Annotated in this window: 21 protein-coding genes; 14 read left to right on the top strand and 7 right to left on the bottom strand. The window is 72.6% G+C overall.

Annotated features, from left to right (window positions below; all coding sequences use genetic code 11):
* The first annotated feature begins 135 nt into the window (after positions 1–135).
* Entirely contained in the window at positions 136–2,016 is a 1,881-nt protein-coding gene (locus Cs7R123_RS08385) for an ABC transporter ATP-binding protein (protein ID WP_244871693.1), read from the top strand.
* Here the strand turns inward: Cs7R123_RS08385 and Cs7R123_RS08380 are convergent.
* Together Cs7R123_RS08380 and Cs7R123_RS08375 are read right to left on the bottom strand one after the other, a co-directional pair.
* Positions 2,013–2,609 carry a hypothetical protein gene (locus tag Cs7R123_RS08380; RefSeq protein ID WP_212824867.1) on the bottom strand — a complete coding sequence of 199 codons (597 nt, stop codon included), beginning with the start codon at positions 2,607–2,609 and terminating at the stop codon, positions 2,013–2,015. The genes Cs7R123_RS08385 and Cs7R123_RS08380 overlap by 4 nt on opposite strands.
* 73 nt (positions 2,610–2,682) lie before the next feature.
* Entirely contained in the window at positions 2,683–3,147 is a 465-nt protein-coding gene (locus Cs7R123_RS08375) for a hypothetical protein (protein ID WP_244871692.1), read from the bottom strand.
* 238 nt (positions 3,148–3,385) lie between these two features.
* On the opposite strand from Cs7R123_RS08375, the gene Cs7R123_RS08370 reads away from it, so the two are divergent.
* The 3 genes from Cs7R123_RS08370 (at position 3,386) to Cs7R123_RS08360 (ending at position 5,774) form a co-directional block, all read left to right on the top strand.
* Positions 3,386–4,042, top strand: coding sequence for a DUF998 domain-containing protein (locus Cs7R123_RS08370; protein WP_212824864.1), 657 nt, complete (start codon positions 3,386–3,388; stop codon positions 4,040–4,042).
* A 109-nt stretch (positions 4,043–4,151) separates the two neighbouring features.
* A complete protein-coding gene (locus tag Cs7R123_RS08365; protein ID WP_212824862.1) occupies positions 4,152–4,523 on the top strand; it encodes a YciI family protein in 372 nt (123 codons plus the stop codon).
* A 24-nt stretch (positions 4,524–4,547) separates the two neighbouring features.
* On the top strand, positions 4,548–5,774 hold the full coding sequence (locus Cs7R123_RS08360; protein ID WP_244871691.1) for an RNA polymerase sigma factor: 1,227 nt from the start codon (positions 4,548–4,550) through the stop codon (positions 5,772–5,774).
* Between the two features lie 12 nt (positions 5,775–5,786).
* Here Cs7R123_RS08360 and Cs7R123_RS08355 read toward each other — a convergent pair whose 3' ends face one another.
* A complete protein-coding gene (locus Cs7R123_RS08355; RefSeq protein ID WP_212824854.1) occupies positions 5,787–6,188 on the bottom strand; it encodes a hypothetical protein in 402 nt (133 codons plus the stop codon).
* A 111-nt stretch (positions 6,189–6,299) separates the two neighbouring features.
* On the opposite strand from Cs7R123_RS08355, the gene Cs7R123_RS08350 reads away from it, so the two are divergent.
* Complete coding sequence (locus Cs7R123_RS08350; RefSeq protein WP_212824853.1) at positions 6,300–7,031, top strand: neutral zinc metallopeptidase; 732 nt, start codon at positions 6,300–6,302, stop codon at positions 7,029–7,031.
* Positions 7,032–7,035: 4 nt separating this feature from the next.
* Here Cs7R123_RS08350 and Cs7R123_RS08345 read toward each other — a convergent pair whose 3' ends face one another.
* Both Cs7R123_RS08345 and Cs7R123_RS08340 read right to left on the bottom strand, forming a co-directional pair.
* Entirely contained in the window at positions 7,036–7,986 is a 951-nt protein-coding gene (locus Cs7R123_RS08345; RefSeq protein ID WP_212824851.1) for a sulfite exporter TauE/SafE family protein, read from the bottom strand.
* Positions 7,987–8,096: 110 nt separating this feature from the next.
* A complete protein-coding gene (locus tag Cs7R123_RS08340) occupies positions 8,097–8,687 on the bottom strand; it encodes a PadR family transcriptional regulator (protein ID WP_212824849.1) in 591 nt (196 codons plus the stop codon).
* A gap of 61 nt (positions 8,688–8,748) precedes the next feature.
* Here Cs7R123_RS08340 and Cs7R123_RS08335 point away from each other — a divergent pair, with 61 nt between their 5' ends.
* The 3 genes from Cs7R123_RS08335 to gndA all read left to right on the top strand — a co-directional run bounded on the left by Cs7R123_RS08335 (position 8,749) and on the right by gndA (position 13,934).
* A complete protein-coding gene (locus Cs7R123_RS08335) occupies positions 8,749–11,535 on the top strand; it encodes an ABC transporter permease (protein WP_308442892.1) in 2,787 nt (928 codons plus the stop codon).
* 5 nt (positions 11,536–11,540) lie between these two features.
* Positions 11,541–12,293, top strand: coding sequence for an ABC transporter ATP-binding protein (locus Cs7R123_RS08330; RefSeq protein ID WP_212824845.1), 753 nt, complete (start codon positions 11,541–11,543; stop codon positions 12,291–12,293).
* A 204-nt stretch (positions 12,294–12,497) separates the two neighbouring features.
* On the top strand, positions 12,498–13,934 hold the full coding sequence (gene gndA / locus Cs7R123_RS08325) for an NADP-dependent phosphogluconate dehydrogenase (RefSeq protein WP_212824843.1): 1,437 nt from the start codon (positions 12,498–12,500) through the stop codon (positions 13,932–13,934).
* A 52-nt stretch (positions 13,935–13,986) separates the two neighbouring features.
* On the opposite strand, the gene Cs7R123_RS08320 is transcribed toward gndA, so the two are convergent.
* Together Cs7R123_RS08320 and Cs7R123_RS08315 are read right to left on the bottom strand one after the other, a co-directional pair.
* Entirely contained in the window at positions 13,987–14,499 is a 513-nt protein-coding gene (locus Cs7R123_RS08320; RefSeq protein WP_212824841.1) for a DUF4142 domain-containing protein, read from the bottom strand.
* Between the two features lie 195 nt (positions 14,500–14,694).
* Positions 14,695–15,624: a hemerythrin domain-containing protein gene (locus Cs7R123_RS08315; protein WP_212824839.1), complete on the bottom strand. Its 930-nt coding sequence runs from the start codon at positions 15,622–15,624 to the stop codon at positions 14,695–14,697.
* 355 nt (positions 15,625–15,979) lie between these two features.
* On the opposite strand from Cs7R123_RS08315, the gene Cs7R123_RS08310 reads away from it, so the two are divergent.
* The 6 genes from Cs7R123_RS08310 to Cs7R123_RS08285 all read left to right on the top strand — a co-directional run bounded on the left by Cs7R123_RS08310 (position 15,980) and on the right by Cs7R123_RS08285 (position 23,484).
* Entirely contained in the window at positions 15,980–16,408 is a 429-nt protein-coding gene (locus tag Cs7R123_RS08310; RefSeq protein WP_244871690.1) for a CBS domain-containing protein, read from the top strand.
* Positions 16,409–16,467: 59 nt separating this feature from the next.
* The gene (locus Cs7R123_RS08305) at positions 16,468–18,105 is read left to right on the top strand and encodes an ABC-F family ATP-binding cassette domain-containing protein (RefSeq protein WP_212824837.1); all 1,638 of its coding nucleotides are present in this window, start codon (positions 16,468–16,470) and stop codon (positions 18,103–18,105) included.
* Between the two features lie 217 nt (positions 18,106–18,322).
* The gene (locus Cs7R123_RS08300) at positions 18,323–18,769 is read left to right on the top strand and encodes a DoxX family protein (RefSeq protein WP_212824835.1); all 447 of its coding nucleotides are present in this window, start codon (positions 18,323–18,325) and stop codon (positions 18,767–18,769) included.
* Between the two features lie 466 nt (positions 18,770–19,235).
* A complete protein-coding gene (locus Cs7R123_RS08295; RefSeq protein WP_212824833.1) occupies positions 19,236–19,808 on the top strand; it encodes a TetR/AcrR family transcriptional regulator in 573 nt (190 codons plus the stop codon).
* Entirely contained in the window at positions 19,802–21,538 is a 1,737-nt protein-coding gene (locus Cs7R123_RS08290; protein WP_212824831.1) for an ABC transporter ATP-binding protein, read from the top strand. The genes Cs7R123_RS08295 and Cs7R123_RS08290 overlap by 7 nt, the downstream gene beginning before the upstream one ends.
* Entirely contained in the window at positions 21,535–23,484 is a 1,950-nt protein-coding gene (locus Cs7R123_RS08285; RefSeq protein WP_212824829.1) for an ABC transporter ATP-binding protein, read from the top strand. Before Cs7R123_RS08290 ends, Cs7R123_RS08285 begins: the two co-directional genes overlap by 4 nt.
* Positions 23,485–23,632: the final 148 nt, after the last annotated feature.

Below are 23,632 nucleotides of genomic sequence, written 5' to 3'. Positions count from 1 at the left end.
TACTCGATGAGATAGGCCAACGTCTGTGAAAGGCGGGCAGGGCGGGGCAGGGCGGGGCAGGGCGGGCGCGGGTGGCGGGCGGCCGTCGCGCGTGGCTTCCACTGTGGAGGGTCGGGCGGCGGTAGCGTGCCGGGGGTGACGGAGTCGCAGGAGGTTCCGGCGCTGCCGGAGCTGGCCGCCGAGGACTGGATGGTCCACGCGGAGGCGTTCGCGAACACGGGGTTCTGGGCGGTGGCGCGGCGGCTGCCCGCGCTGGTCCGCGAGTCACTGCGGCTGGCCTGGTCGGCCAACCCGCGCGACACGGTCGTCGCCGTCGGGTTGCAGCTGCTCGCCGGCACGATGACCACGTTCGGGCTGCTGGCCACCAGCAACGTGCTGGCCAACCTGTTCAGCGAGGGGCCGACCCCGGAACGGGTCCGGGCCGCGCTGCCCGCGCTGTGCTGGGCCGCGGCGGCGATCACGGTGCGCGGGGCGCTCGGGATCGCCGCGGGCTGGGCCCAGGAGCGGCTGCGGCCGCAGATCAACCTCCAGGTCGAGATGCAGATGTACGAGGCCACCACGAGCGTCGACCTCGCCGCCTTCGACGACCCCGGCTTCGCCCAGGAGATGGACCGGGCCCGCGACCGGGGCATGCGCGAGTCGACCTGGATCGTCGACTCCACCGTCGACCTGATCACGGGCGTCGTCGGCATCGCCGCGGCCGGAGCCGCCGTCGCCTTCATCGCCCCGCTGCTGCTGCCGTGCCTGCTGCTGGCCGGCGCGCCGACCGCGGTCACCGCGATCCGGGTGGCCCGCCGCGAATACCTGATGATGCTCAAGCACTACGACCGGCGCCGCCGCGCCTGGATGCTGGCGGTGCTGCTGGCCAACCGGTACACCGCCGCCGAGCTGCGCGCCTTCCAGATGCGCGACTACCTGCTCGGGCAGTACCGCACCCTGCTCGGCGCCGAGACGCAGCTGTCGTTGCAGCTCGCGGGGGAGCAGACGGTGCTGCGGGCGGTCGGGGCCGGGCTGACCGGCCTGGCCAGCGCGGGCATGTACGCGCTGCTCGCGTTCCTGCTGATGGACGGGCTGGTGCCGCTGGCGGCCGCCGCGACCGCGCTGTTCGCCGTGCAGGCGGCCGGGTCGAGCCTGCAGACCACCACGTTCTCGATCAACCGGCTGTACGAGGACGCGCTGTACTACACCGACTTCCGCGACTTCCTGCGCCGGGCCGCCGAACGGGTGCCCGCGACCAGCAGCGCGGCCGTCGAGCGGGTCGACCAGGTGCGGGTGGAGGAGGTGTCGTTCACCTACCTCGGGGCGCCGCGGCCCGCTCTCGACCGGGTCTCGATGACCCTGCACCGGGGCCAGGTCATCGCGCTGGTCGGCGAGAACGGCTCCGGCAAGAGCACCCTGGCGATGCTGCTCGCCGGGCTGTACCGGCCCAGCGGCGGCAGCGTCGCCTGGGACGGCGTCGAGCTGGGCCACCTCGACCCCGACCAGGCGGCGGCCCAGGTCGCGATGATCAGCCAGTCGTTCTACAAGTTCCCGTTCAGCGTGCAGGCCAACATCCACATCGGCCGCCAGGCGGTCGCCTACGACCACGGCCGCGCCGAGGACGCGGCCCGCGCCGCCGCGGCCCACGACATGATCACCGAGCTGCCGCACGGGTACGCCACCCTGCTGTCCAAGGAGTTCAAGGAGGGCCAGGACCTGTCCGGCGGGCAGTGGCAGCGGCTGGTCGCCGCGCGCGGCATCTACCGCGACGCCACCGTCCTCATCGCCGACGAGCCGTCCTCGGCGCTGGACGCCAAGGCCGAGCACGCCTTCTTCGCCCAGTTGCGACGCCACCCCGACCGCATCATCGTGCTGATCACGCACCGGCTGGCCAACGTGCGCTTCGCCGACGCGATCCATGTGCTGCACGAGGGCCGGGTGGTCGAGTCGGGCACCCACGACGAGCTGATGGCCGCCGACGGCCGCTACGCCGAGCTGTTCACCCTCCAGGCCAGCGGCTACCAGGCCCGGGGCTAGGCCGCGCCCCGGCGCGGGGAGCGGCGCGGCGTGCTCGCCCCGGCGGGGTGTCCGACCTGGTAGAGGCCGTGCACGAAGACCAGGTCGTACGGGGTGCCGCCGGAGTCGGCGCGGACCACCCAGCGGCCGGGCACCTCCGGGTCGAGCTGCCGCGCGCCCGGGAACGCACCCGTCACGTCGTCGACCACGGCCGACCAGGGCGCGACCCGGTCCGGGGCGGCCAGGCCCGGCGCGGCCGCCGGGTCGGCGCGGACCAGCCACGCGTGCAGCACGAAGCCGTCGGTGCCGATGGTCGCCTCCCAGCGCAGGTCCGGCCACGGGCCGGGCAGCGTCCAGGCGCACGCGGTCAGCGTCAGGTCGCCGTACGGGACCGGGCGCTCGGTGTCCGGCGGGCCGATCGTGGCGCGGTACAGCTCCAGGCCGCGCGGGCTGCGCCGGGACCGCAGCAGCTGCTGCCAGCGGTGGTGGGCGGCCAGGTAGTCGGTGCGGGCGGCCCCGAGCCCCGTGTACGCGGCCTCGACCAGCTCCGGCTGGTAGTCGTCCATGCGCCGCAGCAGCATGAGCACGAACTCCCGCCGCGCGAAACTCCGCATGCCCGTGCTCCCTCCGTCCGGCCGCACGGTCAGCTTCGCAGACGTGCCCGCGCGGTCCGGCCGGACTGCTCGATCAGCTGGACGAGCTCGCCAGGGCGGCGAGCACAGTGCCGCCGCCGCAGCACAGCACCGCCACGCCCAGGACGATCAGCATGACGAGGTAGTTGGACCACATCCCGAAGGTGGTCACGTCGGTGCCGTGGCCGTCGTGGACCCGGTTGCGCCAGCCGCCGAACCGGAAGTTCAGCGGGTGGGCGGCGCCCGGCTGCACGGTCAGCCGGGTCTTGATCATCGGCACGCCCATCCAGTCGGTGACCTTGACCTCGTGGGGTCCGGCGGGCACCGCGATGTGGTACGTGCCCTCCGACCCGAACGGCACGTCCCGGCCGTCGATCTTCAGGCGGCAGGTGGTCGCGGCGGAGACCAGGTAGGGGCCGCGGTTGAAGCTCGCCACGATGACGCCGTGGCCCTCGGGCAGCGGCACGGGCACCTGGTAGGCGGCGTAGGGCATGACGGGACCGGGGTACGCGGGGTTCACCCGGCAGATCATGCCAGAGCAGCCCCACCCCCGCGCGCCGCGCGCCACCACCCCAAGATCCGCCAAGTTGCCGGGCAATCGGGCGAAAGCGGCCCCAAGATACGCCCGGTTGCCCGGCAACTCGGCGGATCTTGGGGGCCTGGTCCGCGTACCCGGAAAAAATCTTGGGAGAGGGTGTCGGATCCGGGCGGGGCCGTTCGAGGAGCAGGTGTAGGCACTCACTGAGGGAGCAATCGAGATGACCACCGCTGTCGCCACCTGCCCGCCGCTGCCCGTCCGGATCACGAAGTCGCTGCTGGGCTACGGGGTGCTCGCCGGTCCGGTGTACCTGATCGTCGGCCTGGCCCAGGCGCTGACCCGGGACGGGTTCGACCTGTCCCGCCACGCCTGGAGCCTGCTGGCCAACGGCGAGCACGGCTGGATCCAGGTGGCGAACTTCGTCGCCGCCGGGCTGATGACCGTCGCCGCCGCCGTCGGCCTGCGCCGGGCGCTGCCGGCCGGGCGCCGCTTCTGGGCTCCGCTGCTGCTCAGCGGCTACGGCCTGAGCATGGTCGGGGCAGGGGTCTTCCGCGCCGACGCGGTTCAGGGCTTCCCCGTCGGCGCGCCCGAGACCGGCACGATCAGCTGGCACGGCATGCTGCACCTCATGCTCGGCGGGATCGGCTTCGGCTGCCTCATCGCAGCCTGCTTCGTGCTGGCGCGCGGCTTCGCCCGGCAGGGCGAGCGAGGGCTGGCCTGGTTCTCGCGGATCACCGGCGTGGTGTTCCTGGCCGGGTTCGCGGGCATCGCCAGCGGGTCGCACGGTCCGACCACGCTGGCCTTCCTCGCCGCAGTGGCGACCGCCTGGGCCTGGCTGGCCGCCGTCAGCATCCACTACTACCGCGCCGCCGCCTGACCCACCGACCAGCAGAGACCTGACCCACCGACCAGAGACCGACCCACCGACCAGAGACCTGACCCACCGACCAGAGATCTGACCCATCGACCGGGAGGAAGAACCCGATATGCGATACCTGATGCTGCTCAAGGCCCGTCAGCCTGACACCGCGCCGCCGCCGGAGCTGATGGACGCCATCCTCAAGCTCGGCGCCGACGCGACCGCCGCCGGGGTGCTGCTGGACACCGGGGGCCTGGCGCCCAGCGCGCTCGGGGCCAGGGTCGGCCTGTACGGCGGGGCGCTGTCGGTGACCGACGGCCCGTTCGCCGAGGCCAAGGAGACGATCAGCTACGCGCTGTACCAGGTGCGCACCAAGGAGGAGGCCGTCGAGTGGGCCTCGCGGTTCCTGGCGCTGCACCGCGACCTGTGGCCGCAGTGGGAGGGCGAGACCGAGGTGCTGAAGGTCTTCGGGCCGGAGGACTTCGGCGCACCCGCCTGACCGGCCGTGCGAGGATCGGTAGCCGTGGCTACCGATCCTCGGCGCGCGGTGGAGGCGGTCTGGCGGATCGAGTCCGCGAAGATCGTCGCGGCGCTGGCCCGGCTGGTCGGCGACGTCGGCCTGGCCGAGGAGCTGGCGCAGGACACGTTCGTGATCGCGCTGGAGCAGTGGCCCGAGCGCGGGGTGCCCGAGCACCCGGGCTCGTGGCTGATGGCCACCGCCAAGCACCGCGCGATCGACCTGCTGCGGCGGCAGCGAACGTACCGGGACAAGCTCGACGAGGTCGGTCGGGCCACCCCGCAGGCCGAGGACCGCGATCTGGCCGCCGAACTCGACGACTACGTCGGCGACGACCTGCTGCGGCTCATCTTCACCACCTGCCATCCGGTGCTGTCGGCGCAGGCGCGGGTCGCGCTCACGCTGCGGCTGCTGGGCGGGCTGGGCACCGACGAGATCGCCCGCGCCTTCCTGGTGCCCGAGGCCACCGTCGGCCAGCGGATCCTGCGCGCCAAGCGGACCCTGGCCGAGAAGAGGGTGCCGATCGAGCTGCCGCTGCCCGGCGAGGCCGCGCAGCGGCTGGCCTCGGTGCTGGAGGTCGTCTACCTGATCTTCAATGAGGGGTACGCCGCCACGGCCGGCGACGACTGGACCCGCCCCGCCCTGTGCGAGGAGGCGCTGCGCCTGGGCCGGGTGCTGGCCGCGCTCGCGCCGCAGGAGCCGGAGGTGCACGGGCTGGTCGCGCTGATGGAGTTGCAGGCGTCTCGGATCCCGGCGCGCACCGACCCGGACGGCGCCCCGGTCCTGCTCCAGGACCAGGACCGCCGCCGCTGGGACCGGCTGCTGATCCGGCGCGGCCTGGACGCGCTGGCCCGCGCCGGGGGCACCCTCGGGCCGTACGTGCTCCAGGCGGAGATCGCGGCCTGCCACGCCCGCGCCGCCACCGCCGCGCAGACCGACTGGGATCGCATCGCCACGCTGTACGACGTGCTCGCCTACGTCTGGCCGTCCCCGGTCGTCGAGCTGAACCGGGCCGTCGCCGTCGCCCACGCCCGCGGCCCCGAGCAGGGGCTGCGCATCGTGGACGCGCTCAGCCTGCCCGGCTATGCGCTGCTGCCCGCCGTACGCGGGGACCTGCTGGCCCGGCTGGGCCGGGCCGCCGAGGCGCGGGCGGAGTTCACCCGGGCCGCCGCGCTGACCCGCAACGCCCGCGAGCGCGACCTGTTCCAGGCCCGCGCCGACGCCCTGGCCTGACCCGGTCCGCGGCTAGTCGAGCAGCCAGTACCGCAGCAGGGCGCCGTACGGGGAGACGCTGATCGCGACGTAGGTGATCGTCGCCAGCACCGAGGCGACCAGCAGCGGGTGGGCGCGGCGGGTGGCCGCGACGACCACGCCGGACCAGATGCCCAGCGGCACGACGATCAGCCAGCCCAGCAGCGCGATCAGCACCGTGAGGACGTGCAGGATCCCCAGCGGCCCGGTGAACAGCACGTCCTTGGGGTCGTGCGAGGGGTCGAGGGAGTCCCAGCCGAATTGGTTCGCCAGGTACGCGTGCCGGCCGACCGTACCGGCGAGGAAGAGGCCGACCAGCACGAGGTTGGTCACGGCGGCCGCCTTCGTGAGCCGCCCCGGACCGGTGGCGAGGACGGCGGTGGTGGTGTCAGCCATACCGGTGATTGTCTCCCGCCCGGCTCGTCGCCGCTGCCCCCGCTGCCGGGGCGCATGCGGTGGCGGGCATCGGGTATGACGGAGGTACCCCCGTATCGAAGGAGTGGCGCGATGACCGCCCGCCCCCGCACCCTGCTGTCCCTGTCCCTGGCCGCCGCCGCCGTGCTCACGCTGGGCTGCGGGGCGCTGCCGCTGCCCGACCCCGATTCCGGTCCCGCGCCGACTCGCGGCACGCTGCCGGACGGCAGCCCGAGCGCGGAGCCCGACGGCACCATGACCGTCGCCGAGTTCGAGCGCGACGCCGGGGCGGCGGTGGACACGGCTGTCGAGTACTGGTCGGCGGTGTTCGCCGACTCGAAGCTGGAGTTCCGCCCGGTGCGCCGGATCGTGCCCTACCTGCGGGAAGGCGAGGTGGCCTGCGGCGGGGACCCGATGCCGGAGAACAACGCGGCCTACTGCTCCGACGGCGACTTCATCGCCTACGACGCCGACTGGGCGGTGGGCGCGTTCCGCCAGGTCGGCGACGCCTTCCTCTACTACCTGATCGGCCACGAGTACGCGCACGCGATCCAGGACCAGCTGGGCGTCACGCACCGGTTCACCATCGACCACGAGTTGCAGGCCGACTGCATGGCCGGGGCCTACCTCGGCGACGAGGTGCGCTCGGGGCGGCTGCGGGCAGACGACGGCGACCTCGACGAGCTGCGCGACGGGCTGGTCGCGGTCGCCGACGACCCCGATCAGCCCTGGTTCGCCCCGGACGCGCACGGCACGGCGCAGCAGCGGACGAAGGCCTTCTTCGGCGGGTACGAGGACTCGCTGAAGGCCTGCGACCTGAACTGACCGGTCAGTTCGCGGCGGCGACCGGCTCCGGCTCGGCCGGGGCCGGTGCCGGGGTGCGGGCGGGCAGGGCGGGCAGGCCCGCCATCCGGCGGACCAGCATCCACACGACGGGCAGCGCGATCAGCAGGCCCAGCGCGAGCGCGCCGACGACCGGGGTGCTCGCGCCGAGCAGCTTGGCGCCGCTGGCGACCAGCACGACGGTGAGCGCGGCGCGGATGATGCCCGCCGGGGCGCGGGTCGAGACGGCGGCGCCGAGCAGCACGCCGGGCACCGCCCCGGCGACCAGCGTGACGGTGAGGCCGAGCTTGAAGTCGCCGAACAGCAGGTGCGCCACGGCGGCCGAGGCGACCAGCGGCACGGCCTGGACCAGGTCGGTGCCGACCAGGCGGTGCGGGTGCAGCCGCGGGTAGAGCGCCATCAGCGCGATGACGATCAGCGAGCCGGAGCCGACCGAGGTCACGCCCACCACCAGGCCGCCTACCATTCCGACCAGAACCGTCGGAATTACGCGTACGCGAACAGGGGCGTGGTCGTCCTCGACGGCCTCCGCGAGCCCGGCGGCCGCGCGCCCCTGCGCCCGGATGCCGAGGTACACCTTGATGATCAGGCCGGACGCGGCCAGCAGCAGGGCGCCGCCCAGCGCGTACTGGATCGTCTGCTGGACGCCGTCGCCCTTCAGGGCCTTGGCGATGAACACCCCGCCGAACGCGGCCGGGATGCTGCCCGCGCACAGCCAGCCGACCAGGGCCTTGTCGACCGTGCCCCGGCGCAGGTGCACCGCGCCGCCGAACGGCTTCATGATCGCGCTGGCGACCAGGTCGCTGGAGACGGCGCTCAGCGGCGGCACGCCGAAGACCAGCACCAGCAGCGGCGTCATCAGGGCGCCGCCGCCCATGCCGGTGAGCCCGACGATGACGCCGACGACGAAGCCGCCCACCCCGACCCAGAGATCCATCAGAAGACCGTACCGGTGGCCGGGGTGGTTGTCGCCTGTCGGGTAACGGTCATCTCACGGGGTGGTTACCTGATCACCGGGCGTGTAGGGCCGCTGGTGCGGACGAGGCGCTACGCGGCGGCGCGCCCGGCGGCGGGGGCCGGCGCCTCGCGGCGGGCGGGCAGGGCGGCCAGGACGGCCGCGTCGTGCAGCAGGGCCTCCTCGACGTCGTCGAGGAACGCCAGATCGGCGCCGACGTGCCGGGCCGCGGCCGCCAGCAGCAGGCTCACCACCAGGTCGCCGGTGCGCTCTCGGCGCAGCTGCTCCAGGTTGCGCAGCTCGCGCAGCAGGAAGGCGCGCTGCCCGGAGAGCACGTGGCGCACCGTGTCCGCGTCGCGGGTGTGCGCGGCCGCCATGATCTTGAGGAAGACGTCGTCGCGGAAGCCGGACGTGCGCGGGCTGGGGGAGTCCAACCATCCGGCGAGCTCGGCGCGTCCTGCCTCGGTGATGGCGTACACGACCCGGTCGGGTTTGACGGCCTGGCTGACGCGGGTCGAGCTGACCTGCCCGTCGCGGGACAGCCGGTCGAGCACCTGGTAGAGGTGGCCGATGTTCAGCGGCCCCCACTGTGGACCGACGGCCGCCTCGAAGGCGCCCTTGAGCTCGTAGCCGTAGCCGGGTCCGTCGGCGAGCAGGGCGAGCACCGCGTGCTGGATGGGCATGCGGGGAAGCTTACCCCTTGCATTGTCACAATTCATCGGGCATCGTGATCGCGTGGTGCGAATGGTGTTCGCTGGTCTGTCCTATCGCCGCGGTCGCGCGCTGGCCCTGCTCTTGGGCGTGCTGCTGGCCGCCACCGGGTTCACCGTCCTGACCGGAGCGACGCAGACGGCCCGGCTGCAGGTGTCCGGGGCCGTGGCCGAGCACGCCCGCGGGGCGTACGAGATCCTGGTCCGCCCGTCCGGCAGCCGCACCGCGCTGGAGCGCGATCGCGGTCTGGTCCGCCCCAACTTCCTCGCCGGGCAGTACGGCGGCATCGAGGTCGACCAGTGGCGGCGCGTCCAGCGGCTGCCCGGGGTCGAGGTGGCCGCCCCGATCGCGATGCTCGGCTACGGCTTCAGCTGGACCACGGTCAGCATCGACGTCACCGACAGCGTCGACCGGAGCAAGTCCCGCCAGCTCATCCAGGTCCGCCCGCTGTGGCAGGCCGACTCCGGCCTCACCAACGTCGAGGACCCGCTGACCAACCTGGTCTACGTCACCACCCAGCCGCTGGCCTGGCCCAGCGAGCCGGTGACGGTAGGAACGGCCGCCGACACCGCCTACACCGACGGCACGCGCAAGCACACCGAGGTGCAGTGCTTCGACCAGTGGTGGATGGTCGGCCCGCCGTACGAGCGGCAGTCCGACGGGCGCTGGCTGCCGCTGTGCCCGAACGTCACCTACACCCAGGGCGTGCAGCGCCGCGCCCAGTCGGTGCACGCCCAGCTCAACGCCGACGGATCGTTCACCGTGGACGGGGCGCGCACCGACCGGCTGCGGGCCACTGTGCTGGTGCCGCTGCCGATGCTGGTCGCCGGCATCGACCCTGCCGCCGAGGCGGAACTGGTCGGCCTCGACCGGGCGATCGTGGCGGGCCGCTACCTCAAGCCCGACGAGAAGGCGCTGCCCTTCGCGGCGCCGGAGTGCTGCGCGATGAGTGGCAGGCCGATGCCGCCGGTGCTGGTCGCCGCCGCGCCGAACGTCGACGACCGCGTCGCCGTCCGGACCGAGCAGGTCGCGCTGGGCGACCGGATCGTGGCCGGGCGCACCTTCGGCCGGGTCGCGGAGCTGGAGCGGCTGCCGACGATCCCGGGCACCAGCCGCACCAGCGCCGCGGTCGCCGCGGTGACCGGCTACGACCCGCGGCTGTGGGACGGCGCGCACTCGGGCACCGGCATGCCGATCGGCACCGAGCTGCTGCGCCAGATCGGCCCGGTCGACTACGACGAGGGCCCCGGCGGCGTGCTCGCGGTGCGGACCGGCACGCCCGCCGTGCGGGGCTGGGGGACGGGGCAGTTCGACGCGGTGCCGATGCTCGCCACCGACACCGGGTTCCGGCCGGTGCGGGCGGTGCCCCGGGCGGAGGTGCTGGGCGCGCTGGTCGACCCGGTCGTGGTGGGCGTGTTCGACCGCGACCGGCTGACCACCGGCGACGGGCTGGCCGGGGCGTCGCTGGAGACGTACCTGCCGGTGTCGGCCCAGGCCGGTGACGCGCGGACCGCGGCGCTGCTGGGCGGGCAGCCGCTGCGGCCCGACACCAACCCGGGCGGCTACCTGGCCACCTCGCCGTCGGTGCTGGTCGCGCTCGACACGATCCTGCCGGGCCGGACCGCGCCCGCGCCGATCTCGGCGATCCGGGTGCGGGTCGCCGGGCTGCACGGCTTCGACGCGGTGTCACGGGAGAAGGTGCGCCAGACCGCGGAGGACATCGCCGCCGCGACCGGCCTCGACGTCGACATCGTGTACGGCTCCTCGCTCGCCCCGCAGACCGTGGCGCTGCCCCCGGGCTCGTACGGGCGCCCGGCGCTGACGCTGGCCGAGCCGTGGTCGCGCAAGGGCGTCGCGGTGGCGCTGATCGAGGCCGCCGACCGCAAGAGCGTCGTCCTGTTCGGACTCATCCTGCTGGTCTGCGTGCTGTTCGTCGGCAACGCGGTCGCGGCGGCGGTGCGCGAGCGGCGCCGGGAACTGGCCGTGCTGGCCTGCCTGGGCTGGTCCCGGGGACGGCTGGCGGCCCTGGTCGCCGGGGAGGCGGGCGCGATCGCACTGCTCGCCGGGCTGGTCGCGGTCCCGGCGGCGCTGGGCGTGGGCAGGCTCGCGGGCATCGCGGTGCCGCTGCGGCAGGCGCTGCTGGCGGTGCCGGTGGCTCTGGCCCTGGCGCTGGTGGCGGCCGCGATCCCGGTCGCCCGCGCGGCCCGCGCCCACCCGGCCGGCGCGGTGCACCCCGCGGTGGCCGCGCCCGGACGGCGGGCGGGACGCCGCCGCGGCCTGGCCGGGCTGGCCGCGGCCAACCTGCGCCGGATGCCCGGCCGCACCGCCCTGGGCGTGCTGGCGCTGGCCGTCGGCGTCGCGGGCACCACCATGGTCGCCGCGGTCACCTGGGTCTTCCACGGCACCGCCACCGGCACGCTGCTCGGCGACGCGGTGTCGCTGCGGGTGCGGCCCGTCGACACCCTCGCCGTGGCCGCGACCGTCCTGCTCGGACTGGCCGCCGTCGGCGACGTGCTCTACCTCGGGGTGCGCGACCGCGCGGCCGAGCTGGCCACGCTGCGCGCCACCGGCTGGTCGCGGGCGGCCACGGCCCGGCTCATCGCGTACGAGGCAGCCGGGATCGGCCTGCTCGGCGCGCTGCTCGGGGCCGGGGGCGGCCTGCTCGGCGCGGCCTGGTTCGCCGGGTCGCTGCCCGCGGCGCTGCCGTGGACGGCGCTTGCCGTCGGCGGCGCCGCCGTGGTGCTGGCGGTGCTGGCCTCGCTCGTCCCCGCGCTGCTCCAGCAGCGGGCACCTATGTCGATCATCCTGGCGGAGGAGTAGGCCCCATGACCGAACCGACACCGGCCGGCGCGAGCGTCGCCGTCGCCGGACTGACCAAGCGGTTCCGCAGCGGCGGCGCCGAGATCACCGCCGCGAACGGGCTGGACCTGGACGTGGCGCCCGGTGCGCTCGTCGCGGTCACCGGACCGTCCGGATCGGGCAAGTCGACGCTGCTGCACCTGATCGGGGCGATCGAACGCCCCGACGCGGGCACGGTCACCGTGGACGGCACCGAGCTGACCGGCCTGCGGTCCGCGGGGCTGACCGCGTACCGGCGGACGGTCGGGTTCGTGTTCCAGCGCTACCACCTGCTGCCCGCGCTGACGGCGCTGGACAACGTGGTCGCGCCGGTGCTGCCGTACCGCGTCGGGTTCGACCGCACCGCCCGCGCCCGCGAGCTGCTGGCCGCGGTCGGCCTGACCGACCGGGAACGCTCGCTGCCCGGCCAGCTCTCCGGCGGCCAGCAGCAGCGCGTGGCGATCGCCCGCGCGCTGATCGGGCGCCCGCGCCTGCTGCTGGCCGACGAGCCCACCGGCAACCTCGACTCGCGCACCGGCGCCGAGATCATGGACCTGCTGCTGCGCCTGCGCACCGCGTACGGCATGACCGTGCTGATCGCCACGCACGAGCAGCGACTGGCCGCCCGCTGCGACCGGATCCTGCGGCTGCGCGACGGCGACCTGGTCGAGGACGTCGACCTGACCACGGGGGAGGCGCCCGAGCTGACCCTGGCCCGTGCCGACGGCCTGCGGCCCTGACGCCGCCCCGGTGCTGCGGGGGAGCATCGGGGCGGTGGCGGGAATGCGGGAAAAGTGGGACGGTCGGGGTGCGGTCAGCGGTCCGGAAACTAGGATGAGGATGATCGTTCAGATCGAACCTACGGCCCTGCCGGCGAGCCGCGGCGCGTGGCGCGCAGCGAGGCGCACCCGATCCCGGCTGCCTGGCGCTGAGGAGTCTTCAGCATGACAGCAGCAGCACAGATCGGTGTGACCGGGCTCGCGGTGATGGGTGCGAACCTGGCCCGCAACCTGGCGCGCAACGGCTACACGGTGGCGGTGCACAACCGCACCCGGGCCCGCACCGACGCCCTGATCGAGCAGCACGGCGACGAGGGCACCTTCGTGGCCACCGAGACGCTGCAGGACCTCGTCGACGCGCTGGAGCGCCCGCGCCGCGTCCTGATCATGGTCAAGGCCGGCAAGCCGGTCGACGACGTGATCGAGGAGCTGGTGCCGCTGCTCGACACCGACGACATCATCATCGACGCGGGCAACTCGCTCTACCACGACACCCGCCGCCGCGAGGCCGCGCTGGCCACCAAGGGCCTGCACTTCGTGGGCGTGGGCGTCTCCGGCGGCGAGGAGGGCGCACTCAAGGGCCCGTCCATCATGCCGGGCGGTTCGAAGAAGTCGTACGAGTCGCTCGGGCCGATGCTGGAGAAGATCTCCGCGCACGTCGACGGCCAGCCCTGCTGCTCGTGGATCGGCACCGACGGCGCCGGCCACTTCGTCAAGATGGTCCACAACGGCATCGAGTACGCCGACATGCAGGTCATCGGCGAGGCGTACGACCTGCTGCGCTCCGGCGCCGGCATCGAGCCCGGCGAGCAGGCGAAGATCTTCGCCGAGTGGAACAAGGGCGACCTGTCCTCGTTCCTGATCGAGATCACCGCCGAGGTGCTCGGCCACGTCGACGCGAAGACCGGCAAGCCGTTCGTGGACGTGGTCGTCGACCAGGCGGGCCAGAAGGGCACCGGCGGCTGGACCGTCATCGCGGCGCTGGAGCTCGGCTCGCCGGTCACCGGCATCGCCGAGTCGGTGTTCGCCCGCTCGCTGTCCTCGCAGTCCGCGCAGCGCCCGGTGGCGCGGCAGGTGCTGGCCGGGCACGAGACGAAGGTCGACCTGCCCGACACGTTCACCGAGGACGTGCGCCAGGCGCTGTACGCGTCGAAGCTGGTCAGCTACGCCCAGGGCCTGGACATGCTGGTGTCGGCGGCCAAGGAGTACGGCTGGGACCTGAACCTGGCCGCGATCGCCTCGCTGTGGCGCGGCGGCTGCATCATCCGGGCCTCGCTGCTGCGCGACATCACCGACGCCTACTCCGGCGCCAACCCGCCCGCGAACCTGCTGTTCGCCCCGGCGTTCGCCAAGGCGATCGGCGACGCCGTCCCGGCGTGGCGGCGCGTGGTGGCCACCGCCGCGCAGCTGGGCATCCCGGCGCCGGTGTTCTCCTCGTCGCTGGCCTACTACGACGGCCTGCGCCGCGACCGGCTGCCCGCCGCGCTGACCCAGGGCCTGCGCGACCTGTTCGGCGCGCACACCTACAAGCGGACCGACACCGACGGCGTGTTCCACACCCTGTGGGCCACCGACGACAAGGCCGAGGTCAAGCAGGACTGAGCACGGCAGCACCCGGCGGCCGGACCACGCGGTCCGGCCGCCGGCCTGCTGCTCACTGGGGCACGGGCAGCCCTAGCTGCGGCGCGATCTGCTTCAGCTCCGCGATGTGCGTCGAGATCGCCTCGACGGCCTTGTTGGCCAGGGCCACCGCCTGCGGGTGCTGACCCGACTTGACCTCGTTCTGCGCGGCCTGCAGCGCCTGCTGGTGACCGGCCACGTTGGTCGCGAACCACAGCTGGTCGAACGCGGCCCCGTTCAGCATGCCCAGCTTCTGGATCGCCAGCTGCTGCTGTTCGTTCGGCTTGTCCGGCAGCGTCACCTTGAGCTGCTGCGCGACCTGCTTCAACTCGTCGTCCAGCGCCTGGTGGCCGCTGGCGAAGTCGGCGGCGGTCTTCTTGACCAGCGGCGACTCCGCGTTGTTGGCGGCCATCGCGCCGAGCGCGATCTCGGTCAGGTTCACCTGGTGCATCGAATTCAGCCAGTCCTGGTCCTGCTGCACCGCCGCCGAGGCGGGCGCCTGCGCGCCCACCACCGCCAGCGCGAGCGCGGCTACCAGCAGGTACATCCGTCGCATGATCTTCACGGCCGTTCCCCCTCCGGCACGGGCACCCGCGACGCGGAATGCTCCGTCCTACCCGTTCCCGCAACCCCGGCCGGGCCAAACGTCGGCGGGCGCCCGGGGCCGGGCCGAACGTCGGCGGCCGTACGGCAGCGGGCGCCCGGCCGTCGCCGACGGCGGGCGCCCGCTGCTGCGGCCGGATCAGCGCAGCGCCTCGCGCAGCGCGTCGCGCACCCGCTCGGCGATGGCGGTCGGCGGGCCCTGGGCGGCGCTGGCCGGGGCGATCCGCTCGGCGGCGCGGGCGGCCGACGCCAGGCTGGCCAGCTGCTCGCGCGGCACGGCCTCGCGCAGCAGGCCGAACTCCTCGTCCTCCTCCAGCTCGGCGTGCTCGATCACCGCGTCGCGCAGCTCGCCCAGGCGCGCCTCGAACTCCGGGTGGTCGACACCCATCTCATAGAGCTCGGACAGGTCCTCGGTGGCCTGCTCCTCCTCCTGCACCCGCGACTCGACCAGGTCCGGTCCGTCGGGCAGGCGGCGCTGGGACATCGGGTGCACCAGCTGCTGCTCGATCGTCTCGTGGATCGCGATCAGCCGTACGAGCTGCTGGAACGTCTCCTGCCGGTGCGTCGCGCCCGCCTTGTTGACCAGCGCGAACAGCGCCTTGATCTGCTCATGGTGGGCCAGCAGCACGTCGATGACGTCTTCGTGCTCGATCGCCCGCTCCGGCACGTCGATCTGCGCCGACCGCGCGGTGTGCGCCGACGCCGCCCCGTTGCTCGGGGTGCTGATGGTGGCCTTGGCCTCGGTGGTCCTGGCGTGACCGGTGGTGCTCTTCTTGGCTCCCGGGACGGTCGCGGTGCCGCCCGCGGCGCTCTTCTTGCCGGTCGGGATGCTGCTGCCGGTGGCGGTGGCCTGGTCTGAGCGCATCGTCTTGACCGTGGAGACCAGCTGCTCCTTGCGCATGCCGGACGTGCCGGTGACGCCGTGGTCCTTGAGCCAGCCGCGCAGCTCGGTCACGGTCATCGTGGCGATGTCGCCGGGCATGTCCGCCGCGCCCGTCTCGGCGTGGGCGGTGGTGGTGCGGCGGCTGGCACCGGACGGGGCGTCGCCGCTCTTGCCGTGTTCAACCATGGCGCTTGCCTTTCTCCTGTCGGGCGTCCTTCCCCATCCTGGTGTAATCGCCCAGCCCACGGGCCTGAACCGGGAACTGCGCCCACGCCGCGCCACCCGCATCCGGTTTCGCCGCTGACGCCGCCTCGCCCCGCCTCCGCTCTTGATCGACGCCTGGCCCATCTGCGGTTTCTTATCGACGCTGGCCTATCTAGAGGACGGATTCCGGAAAATAGTCCTCTAGATAGGCCGGGCGTCGATGTGAAACGGGTGGGGCGAAGCTGGGCGAGTCGGCGGAAAGCGGAGGTTTGCCGGGGTACGGAGTGGGAAGAGCAAAGGTGACCATTTATGCCAACCCATCCCGAGGGGGTGCAACGTGACCACAGAACAGCTGGTTCGCGACATCATGACCGCCAACCCCGTCTGCCTGCCGGACACGGCGAGCCTGACCGAGGCGGCCGAGCAGATGGCTCGGCGCGACATCGGCGACGTGCTCGTCCTCGACGGCGACGGCCGCCTGGAGGGCATCGTCACCGACCGCGACATCGTGGTGCGGGGCATGGCGGCGGGACGCGAGCCCGGTGCCGTACACCTGCGCGACATCCTCAGCGACCGCCTGGTCATGGTCGGGGCCGACGAACCGGTGTCGGCGGCGGTGGAGCTCATGCGCGAGCACGCGCTGCGCCGCCTGCCGGTGACCGCCGACGGGCACGCCGTGGGCATCGTGTCGCTGGGCGACCTGGCCGCCGACCGGGACCCGCGCTCGGCGCTGGCCGAGATCAGCGAAGCCCCGCCCAGCCGCTGAGGCTCCGATCCGGGGCCGGATAGGCTGCCGGGCGTGACCTTCGACGACAGCGGTGCCCGGTGAGCGCCACGCTGGTGGCCCGGGGCCTGTCGGCCGGCCACGGCGAGCGCGTGCTCTTCAGCGATCTCGACCTGGTGGTGGCGCCCGGTGACGTGATCGGCCTGGTCGGGGCCAACGGTGCCGGCAAGTCCACGCTGTTGCGACTGCTGGCGGGGTTGGCCCCGGCCGAGGCCGGCACGATCTCGCTCAACCCGCCCGCGGCCAACGTCGGGCACCTGCCCCAGGAGCCCGAGCGCCGGGCGGGGGAGTCGGTGCGCGCCTTCCTGGAACGGCGTACGGGTGTGAGCGCGGCGCAGCACGAGCTGGACGCGGCCGCGCAGGCGCTGGCCGAGGGGGCGGCGGGCGCCGACGACCGATACAACGAGGCGCTGGAGCGCTGGCTGGCGCTGGGCGGGGCCGACCTGCCCGAGCGGGCCGATGCGGTCGCGGCGGAGCTGGGCCTGGACGTCGACCTGGACCATCCGATGACGTCGCTGTCGGGCGGGCAGGCCGCGCGCGCCGGCATGGCGTCGCTGCTGCTCAGCCGGTATGACATCTTCCTGCTCGACGAGCCCACCAACGACCTCGACCTGGCGGGGCTGGAGCGGCTCGAACGGTTCGTCACCGAGTTGCGCGCCGGGATGGTGCTGGTCAGCCACGACCGCGAGTTCCTGACCCGGGTCGTCACCAAGGTGCTGGAGCTGGACCTGCACCAGCAGCAGGTCCGCGTCTACGGCGGCGGCTACCTGTCCTACCTCCAGGAGCGGGAGATCGCCCGCCAGCACGCCCGCGACGACTACGAGGAGTACGCCGACACGCTGTCGGGACTGGAGGCGCGGGCCCGCCAGCAGCGCTCCTGGATGGAGAAGGGCGTCAAGAACGCCCGCCGCAAGGCGCCGGACAACGACAAGGTCGGCCGCGCCTTCCGGACCGAGTCGACGGAGAAGCAGGCGGCCAAGGCGCGCCAGACCGAGCGGCTGATCGAGCGCCTCGAAGAGGTCGAGGAGCCCCGCAAGGAATGGCAGCTGCGGATGGAGATCGCCGCCGCGCCCCGCGCCGGGGCGGTGGTGGCCACCCTCAACGCGGCCGTGGTCAGGCAGGGCACGTTCACGCTCGGGCCGGTGGACCTGAGCATCGACTGGGCCGACCGGGTGGCGATCACCGGCCCCAACGGGTCGGGCAAGTCGACCCTGCTGCGGGCGCTGCTGGGCCGGGCGCCGCTGGCGTCGGGGCACGCCGCGCTCGGGCCGGGTGTGGTGGTCGGCGAGGTGGACCAGGCCCGCAACCGGTTCCTGGGCACCGAGCGGCTGGTGGACGCGTTCGGGGCGCAGGTGCCGGAGCTGAACCCGGCGGACGTCCGTACGCTGCTGGCGAAGTTCGGGTTGCGCGCCGCGCACGTGCTGCGCCCGGCCGCGACGCTGTCGCCGGGGGAGCGCACCCGGGCGGCGCTGGCGCTGCTGCAGGCGGCCGGGGTGAACCTGCTGGTCCTCGACGAGCCCACCAACCACCTGGACCTGCCGGCGATCGAGCAGCTGGAGTCGGCGCTGGAGTCGTACCGGGGGACGCTGCTGCTGGTGACGCACGACCGGCAGATGCTCCAGGCGGTGCGGACCAACCGGCTGCTGACGGTGGAGGCGGGCCGGGTCACCGCCGCCTGAAATTGGCATAAGTGGAGCATCTTTGAAGATGCCGGGCGTCGGCGCGCGTTCCACACTGTGCGTACGTGCGCCGCCCGGGCGGGGTGGTAGCTGCGCTGCCGTCGAAGCCGACGGCGCGTTTTCGGGGCAGAGTCAACGTTTCGGCGCACTTCATCAATACACGCCGCCCTGGTCCGTGCGTAATTCCATCGAATTTCATCACTATCGGCAGTGATGAATGGAACGAAGGAGTTTCGCTGTGTCCGTCGGACGTCTGCCCGAACTGACCACCACGCTGTTCCGGCTGGTCATGGGCCTGCTGTTCACTCTGCACGGGGCGTCGAGCCTGTTCGGCGTCTTCGGCGGTGCCCGCGGCACCGGCCGGGCGCTGGAGTTCGGTGCCTGGCCCAACTGGTGGGCCGCGCTCATCCAGTTCATCTGCGGCCTGCTGGTCCTGGCGGGCCTGGGCACCAGGGCCGCCGCGCTGGTCTGCTCCGGCTCCATGGCCTACGCGTACTTCGTGGTGCACCAGCCCCTCTCGCTGCTGCCGCTCAACAACGGCGGCGAGCTCGCGGCGCTCTTCTGCTGGTGCTTCCTCATGATCGCGGTGCTGGGCCCGGGTGCGTGGTCGCTGGACGCGCTGCTGTTCGGCCGGTCCAGGGTCGAGGCCCGTCCAGCCTCCTGACCCGCCACCTGCCCTGGGGGCGGCTACCCGGCCGTTGCGCCGGGCGGCCGCCCCGTTTTTCATAGACGCTGGCCTATCTAAGTGAATCCGCCGCCCGACTATTCGACGTAATAGGCCAACGTCTATCGGCACCCGCCCGCGGCACCTTCCCGGGCCGCCGCAGGGCGCGGTCTCCGCCCGAAGATCGCCGTTTCCGGTCGACTTCCGCTGTCCGGCAACAGGTTTCGACCGACAACGCCGCCGGTCCGGCCCGCGCCGGTCCGGGACCATCCTCTCGGGCCGCTCCGCCCGGCAACCCGACCTGCCGAATCGATCACGGTGCCGGGGTGGCGACACGCCGTCGAACCCGGCCATAAGTTCATGATCAACGTGGAAGGGGGTGGGGTGGGCGGGGGTATTGGGTTGCGGAGTGAGTGCTCACTCATTTAGCGTGTGCGCCGTGACTGACGCCTCCCCCCGGCGCCGAGTGGCACCCCTGGCCCCTGAAGAGCGGCGGACCGCGATCATCGCGGCCACGCTGCCCTTGCTGCGTGCTGAAGGTCTGCATGTGAGCACCCGGCGGATCGCCGAGTGCGCAGGTGTGGCCGAGGGCACCCTGTTCCGGGTGTTCCCGGACAAGGCGGCGCTGCTGGCGGCCGCCCTGACGCAAGCCTTCGATCACGCCCCCACGGTCGCGGCGCTGCGGGCGCTGGGCGGCGTGCCCGACCTGCGGTTCCGGCTGAAGACCGCGGTAAAGGTCCTGGCCCAGCGGTTCCGCGAGAACATGCCGCTGATGATGGCGATGCGCACCGGCGGGCTGCCCCCGGGCGTCTGCCTGCCGGATTCGCGCGACGGGTTCCCCCGTGTGGTGGACGCGCTGGCCGAACTGATCGCTCCCGATCAGCACCGGCTGCGGATGCCCGCCGGCACCGTCGCCTCCATGATCACCTCCATGATCATGTTCAGCAACCGCACCGAGAATCTGCCCGTCGAGGAGGTCGTGAGCGTGGTCCTCGACGGAGTGCTTCATCCCGAAATCAAGGAAGAGCCCCCATGCTGATGCGACTCGTACGCCGCCACCTGCGGCCGTACAAGCGGCAAATCGCCCTGGTGGTGCTGCTGCAACTGGTGCAGACCACCGCGACCCTCTACCTGCCCACCCTCAACGCCGACATCATCGACGACGGCGTGATCAAGGGCGACACCGGCTACATCATGCGCATCGGCGCACTGATGCTGGCCGTGTCACTGGTGCAGATCGTCTGCTCGATCGGCGCGGTCTACTACGGCGCGCAGACGTCGATGGCGCTCGGCCGCGACATCCGGGCCGCGATCTTCGCCCGGGTGCAGGACTTCTCCGCCCGCGAGGTGGGACACTTCGGCCCGCCGTCGCTGATCACGCGTACCACCAACGACGTGCAGCAGGTCCAGATGCTGGCCCTGATGACGTTCACCATGATGGTGTCCGCGCCGATCATGATGGTCGGCGGCATCGTCCTGGCGCTCAATCTGGACCTGCAACTGTCCGGGCTGCTGCTGGCCGTCATCCCGGCCCTGGTGCTGGGCATCGGCACCATCGTGGTCCGGATGCGGCCGCTGTTCCGGATGATGCAGGTCAACATCGACAGCGTCAACCGGGTCATGCGCGAGCAGATCACCGGCATCCGGGTCATCCGCGCGTTCGTCCGCGACAAGCGCGAGCAGGACCGCTTCGCCGCGGCCAACACCGACCTGACCAACGTGTCGCTGGCCGTCGGCAAGCTGATGGCCTCGATGTTCCCGCTGGTCATGCTCATCATCAACATCTCGACCGTCGCGGTGCTGTGGTTCGGCGCGCACCGCATCGACAGCGGCGGCATGCAGGTCGGCGCACTGACGGCGTTCCTCAGCTACCTCATGCAGATCCTGATGGCGGTCATGATGGCCACCTTCATGTTCGTCATGATCCCCCGGGCCGAGGTGTGCGCCGAGCGCATCGAGGAGGTGCTCGGCACCGAGCCCAGCGTCGTCCCGCCCGCCTGGCCCAAGGACCTCGACCGCGGCGTACGCGGGCACCTGGAGCTGCGCGGCGTCGAGTTCAGCTACCCCGGGGCCGAGGAGCCGGTGCTGCGCGACATCGAGCTGGTCGCCCGGCCCGGCGAGACCACCGCCATCATCGGCAGCACCGGCAGCGGCAAGTCCACCCTGCTCAACCTGGTGCCGCGGCTGTTCGACGCCACCGGCGGCAACGTGCTCGTCGACGACGTCGACGTGCGCGACCTGCACCCGCAGACGCTGTCGCGGGCCGTCGGGATCGTGCCGCAGAAGCCGTACCTGTTCTCCGGCACCGTCGCCAGCAACCTGCGCTACGGCAAGGCCGACGCCACCGACGACGAGCTGTGGCACGCGCTGGAGACCGCGCAGGCCCGCGAGTTCGTCGAGGCCATGCCCGAGCAGCTGAACGCCCCGATCGCCCAGGGCGGCACCAACGTGTCCGGCGGCCAGCGCCAGCGCCTGGCCATCGCCCGAGCCCTGGTCGCCCGCCCGGAGATCTACCTGTTCGACGACTCGTTCTCGGCCCTGGACTACGCCACCGACGCCGCGCTGCGCTCGGCGCTGGCCCGCGAGACCGCCGAGTCGACCGTGGTGATCGTGGCCCAGCGGGTCAACACCATCCGCGACGCCGACCGCATCGTCGTGCTCGACGACGGCAGGGTCGTGGGGACCGGCACGCACACCGAACTCATGCACAGCAACGTCACCTACCGGGAGATCGTGCTGTCCCAGCTCACCGAGGAGGAAGCGCGATGACGGCCCCCGCTCCGCGCCGCGACAGCGGCCCCCGCTTAGGCCCGGCCGCGATGATGGCCGGCCCGTCGATGACCAAGCCGCTGAACTTCAAGGAGTCCAGCCGGCGGCTGCTGCGGCTGCTCAACCCGTACCGGTCGCTGGTGTGGCTGGCCGTGGCGCTCGGCGTCACCGGCGTCGGCCTGGCCGTGGCCGGCCCGCGCATCCTCGGCCACGCCACCAACCTCATCTTCGAGGGCGTGGTCGGCAAGCAGCTGCCGGCCGGGGTCAGCAAGACCGACGTCGTCGCGGGCCTGCGCGCGCAGGGCCACGGCAACATCGCCGACATGATGGCGGCCATGAACATCGTGCCCGGCAAGGGCATCGACTTCGACGCCGTGGGCCGCGTGCTGCTGGTGGCGCTGGCCGTGTACGCCGCCGCCTCGCTGTTCTCGCTGTTCCAGTTCCGCCTCATCACCACCGTCGTGCAGCGCGCGATCTACAACCTGCGCGAGCAGGTCGAGCACAAGCTGTCGCGGCTGCCGCTGAGCTACTTCGACGGCCAGCAGCGCGGCGAGGTGCTCAGCAAGGCGACCAACGACATCGACAACGTCGCGCAGACCATGCAGCAGTCGCTCAGCCAGCTGATGAACTCGGTGCTCACCATCGTCGGCGTCCTGGCGATGATGGTCTGGATCTCGCCGCTGCTGGCGGTGATCGCCCTGGTCACGGTGCCGCTGTCGGTGTTCGTGACGATGCGGATCGGCAAGCGGGCCCAGCCGCAGTTCGTCGCCCAGTGGGGCGTCACCGGCAAGCTCAACGGCCACATCGAGGAGATGTACACCGGGCACTCGCTGGTGAAGGTGTTCGGGCGGCAGGCCGAGGCGGCCGAGAAGTTCCGCGAGCACAACGAGGCGCTGTACACGGCCGGGTTCAAGGCGCAGTTCATCTCCGGGCTGATCCAGCCCGCGATGTTCTTCATCGGCAACGTGAACTACGTGCTGGTCGCCGTCGTCGGCGCGCTGCGGGTGGCGTCGGGTTCGCTGTCGCTGGGCGACGTCCAGGCGTTCATCCAGTACTCGCGCCAGTTCAGCCAGCCGCTGACCCAGGTCGCGGCCATGGCCAACCTGCTCCAGTCCGGCGTCGCCTCGGCCGAGCGGGTGTTCGAGCTGCTCGACGCGGCCGAGCAGAGCCCGGAGCCGGTCCCGGCCGCCACCGTCGACCCGGTGCGCGGGCAGGTCAGCTTCGAGCACGTGTCGTTCTCGTACAGCCCGGACAAGCCGTTGATCACCGACCTGTCGCTGGCGGTCGAACCCGGGCAGACGGTGGCCATCGTCGGCCCGACCGGCGCGGGCAAGACCACGCTGGTCAACCTGCTGATGCGCTTCTACGACGTCAACGGCGGCCGGATCACCCTCGACGGCGTCGACGTCAACGCGATGACCCGCGAGGACCTGCGCGCCAAGATGGGCATGGTGCTCCAGGACACCTGGCTGTTCGGCGGCACCATCGCCGACAACATCGCCTACGGCGCGCACGCCCCGAGCCAGGAGCAGATCGTCGAGGCGGCCAGGGCGACCCACGTCGACCGGTTCGTCCGTACGCTGCCCCACGGCTACGACACCGTGCTCGACGAGGAGGGCACCAACGTCAGCGCCGGTGAGCGCCAGCTGCTCACCATCGCGCGGGCGTTCCTGGCCGAGCCGAGCATCCTGATCCTCGACGAGGCCACCAGCTCGGTCGACACCCGTACCGAGGTGCTGATCCAGCGGGCGCTGGGCTCGCTGCGGCAGGGGCGCACCAGCTTCGTCATCGCGCACCGGCTCTCCACGATCCGCAACGCCGACGTCATCCTGGTGATGGAGCACGGCGCGATCGTCGAGCAGGGCTCGCACGACAAGCTGATCGCCGCGGGCGGCGCGTACGCGCGCCTGTACGAGGCCCAGTTCGCCGCCGCCGTCACCGAGTAGCCGGGACGGGGCCCGCCGCACCCACTGCGGATCATGCAGTTTCGGGGAAAGTGCTCGAATCGGTACCAAGATTCCTGCACTTTCCCCGAAACTGCTTCACCCCCCTCCCGGGCGGGCCCGGAAACGTATCTTGGGAGGGGAGGGGAGC

It is taken from the genome of Catellatospora sp. TT07R-123 (genome assembly GCF_018327705.1).
In the GTDB taxonomy this organism is placed as follows: domain Bacteria; phylum Actinomycetota; class Actinomycetes; order Mycobacteriales; family Micromonosporaceae; genus Catellatospora.
The sequence above is the reverse complement of the archived record's forward strand: the minus strand, read 5'-3'. Positions and strand labels throughout refer to the sequence as shown.

What these genes read in the sequence shown, in the direction of transcription:
- Cs7R123_RS08380 (WP_212824867.1), bottom strand. Translation starts at nt 2,609, where the DNA reads ATGCGGAGTTTCGCGCGGCGGGAGTTCGTGCTCATGCTGCTGCGGCGC.
- Cs7R123_RS08370 (WP_212824864.1), top strand. Translation starts at nt 3,386, where the DNA reads ATGACCACCGCTGTCGCCACCTGCCCGCCGCTGCCCGTCCGGATCACG.
- Cs7R123_RS08365 (WP_212824862.1), top strand. Translation starts at nt 4,152, where the DNA reads ATGCGATACCTGATGCTGCTCAAGGCCCGTCAGCCTGACACCGCGCCG.
- Cs7R123_RS08355 (WP_212824854.1), bottom strand. Translation starts at nt 6,188, where the DNA reads ATGGCTGACACCACCACCGCCGTCCTCGCCACCGGTCCGGGGCGGCTC.
- Cs7R123_RS08350 (WP_212824853.1), top strand. Translation starts at nt 6,300, where the DNA reads ATGACCGCCCGCCCCCGCACCCTGCTGTCCCTGTCCCTGGCCGCCGCC.
- Cs7R123_RS08345 (WP_212824851.1), bottom strand. Translation starts at nt 7,986, where the DNA reads ATGGATCTCTGGGTCGGGGTGGGCGGCTTCGTCGTCGGCGTCATCGTC.
- Cs7R123_RS08340 (WP_212824849.1), bottom strand. Translation starts at nt 8,687, where the DNA reads ATGCCCATCCAGCACGCGGTGCTCGCCCTGCTCGCCGACGGACCCGGC.
- Cs7R123_RS08335 (WP_308442892.1), top strand. Translation starts at nt 8,749, where the DNA reads ATGGTGTTCGCTGGTCTGTCCTATCGCCGCGGTCGCGCGCTGGCCCTG.
- Cs7R123_RS08330 (WP_212824845.1), top strand. Translation starts at nt 11,541, where the DNA reads ATGACCGAACCGACACCGGCCGGCGCGAGCGTCGCCGTCGCCGGACTG.
- gndA (WP_212824843.1), top strand. Translation starts at nt 12,498, where the DNA reads ATGACAGCAGCAGCACAGATCGGTGTGACCGGGCTCGCGGTGATGGGT.
- Cs7R123_RS08320 (WP_212824841.1), bottom strand. Translation starts at nt 14,499, where the DNA reads ATGTACCTGCTGGTAGCCGCGCTCGCGCTGGCGGTGGTGGGCGCGCAG.
- Cs7R123_RS08315 (WP_212824839.1), bottom strand. Translation starts at nt 15,624, where the DNA reads ATGGTTGAACACGGCAAGAGCGGCGACGCCCCGTCCGGTGCCAGCCGC.
- Cs7R123_RS08300 (WP_212824835.1), top strand. Translation starts at nt 18,323, where the DNA reads ATGGAACGAAGGAGTTTCGCTGTGTCCGTCGGACGTCTGCCCGAACTG.
- Cs7R123_RS08290 (WP_212824831.1), top strand. Translation starts at nt 19,802, where the DNA reads ATGCTGATGCGACTCGTACGCCGCCACCTGCGGCCGTACAAGCGGCAA.
- Cs7R123_RS08285 (WP_212824829.1), top strand. Translation starts at nt 21,535, where the DNA reads ATGACGGCCCCCGCTCCGCGCCGCGACAGCGGCCCCCGCTTAGGCCCG.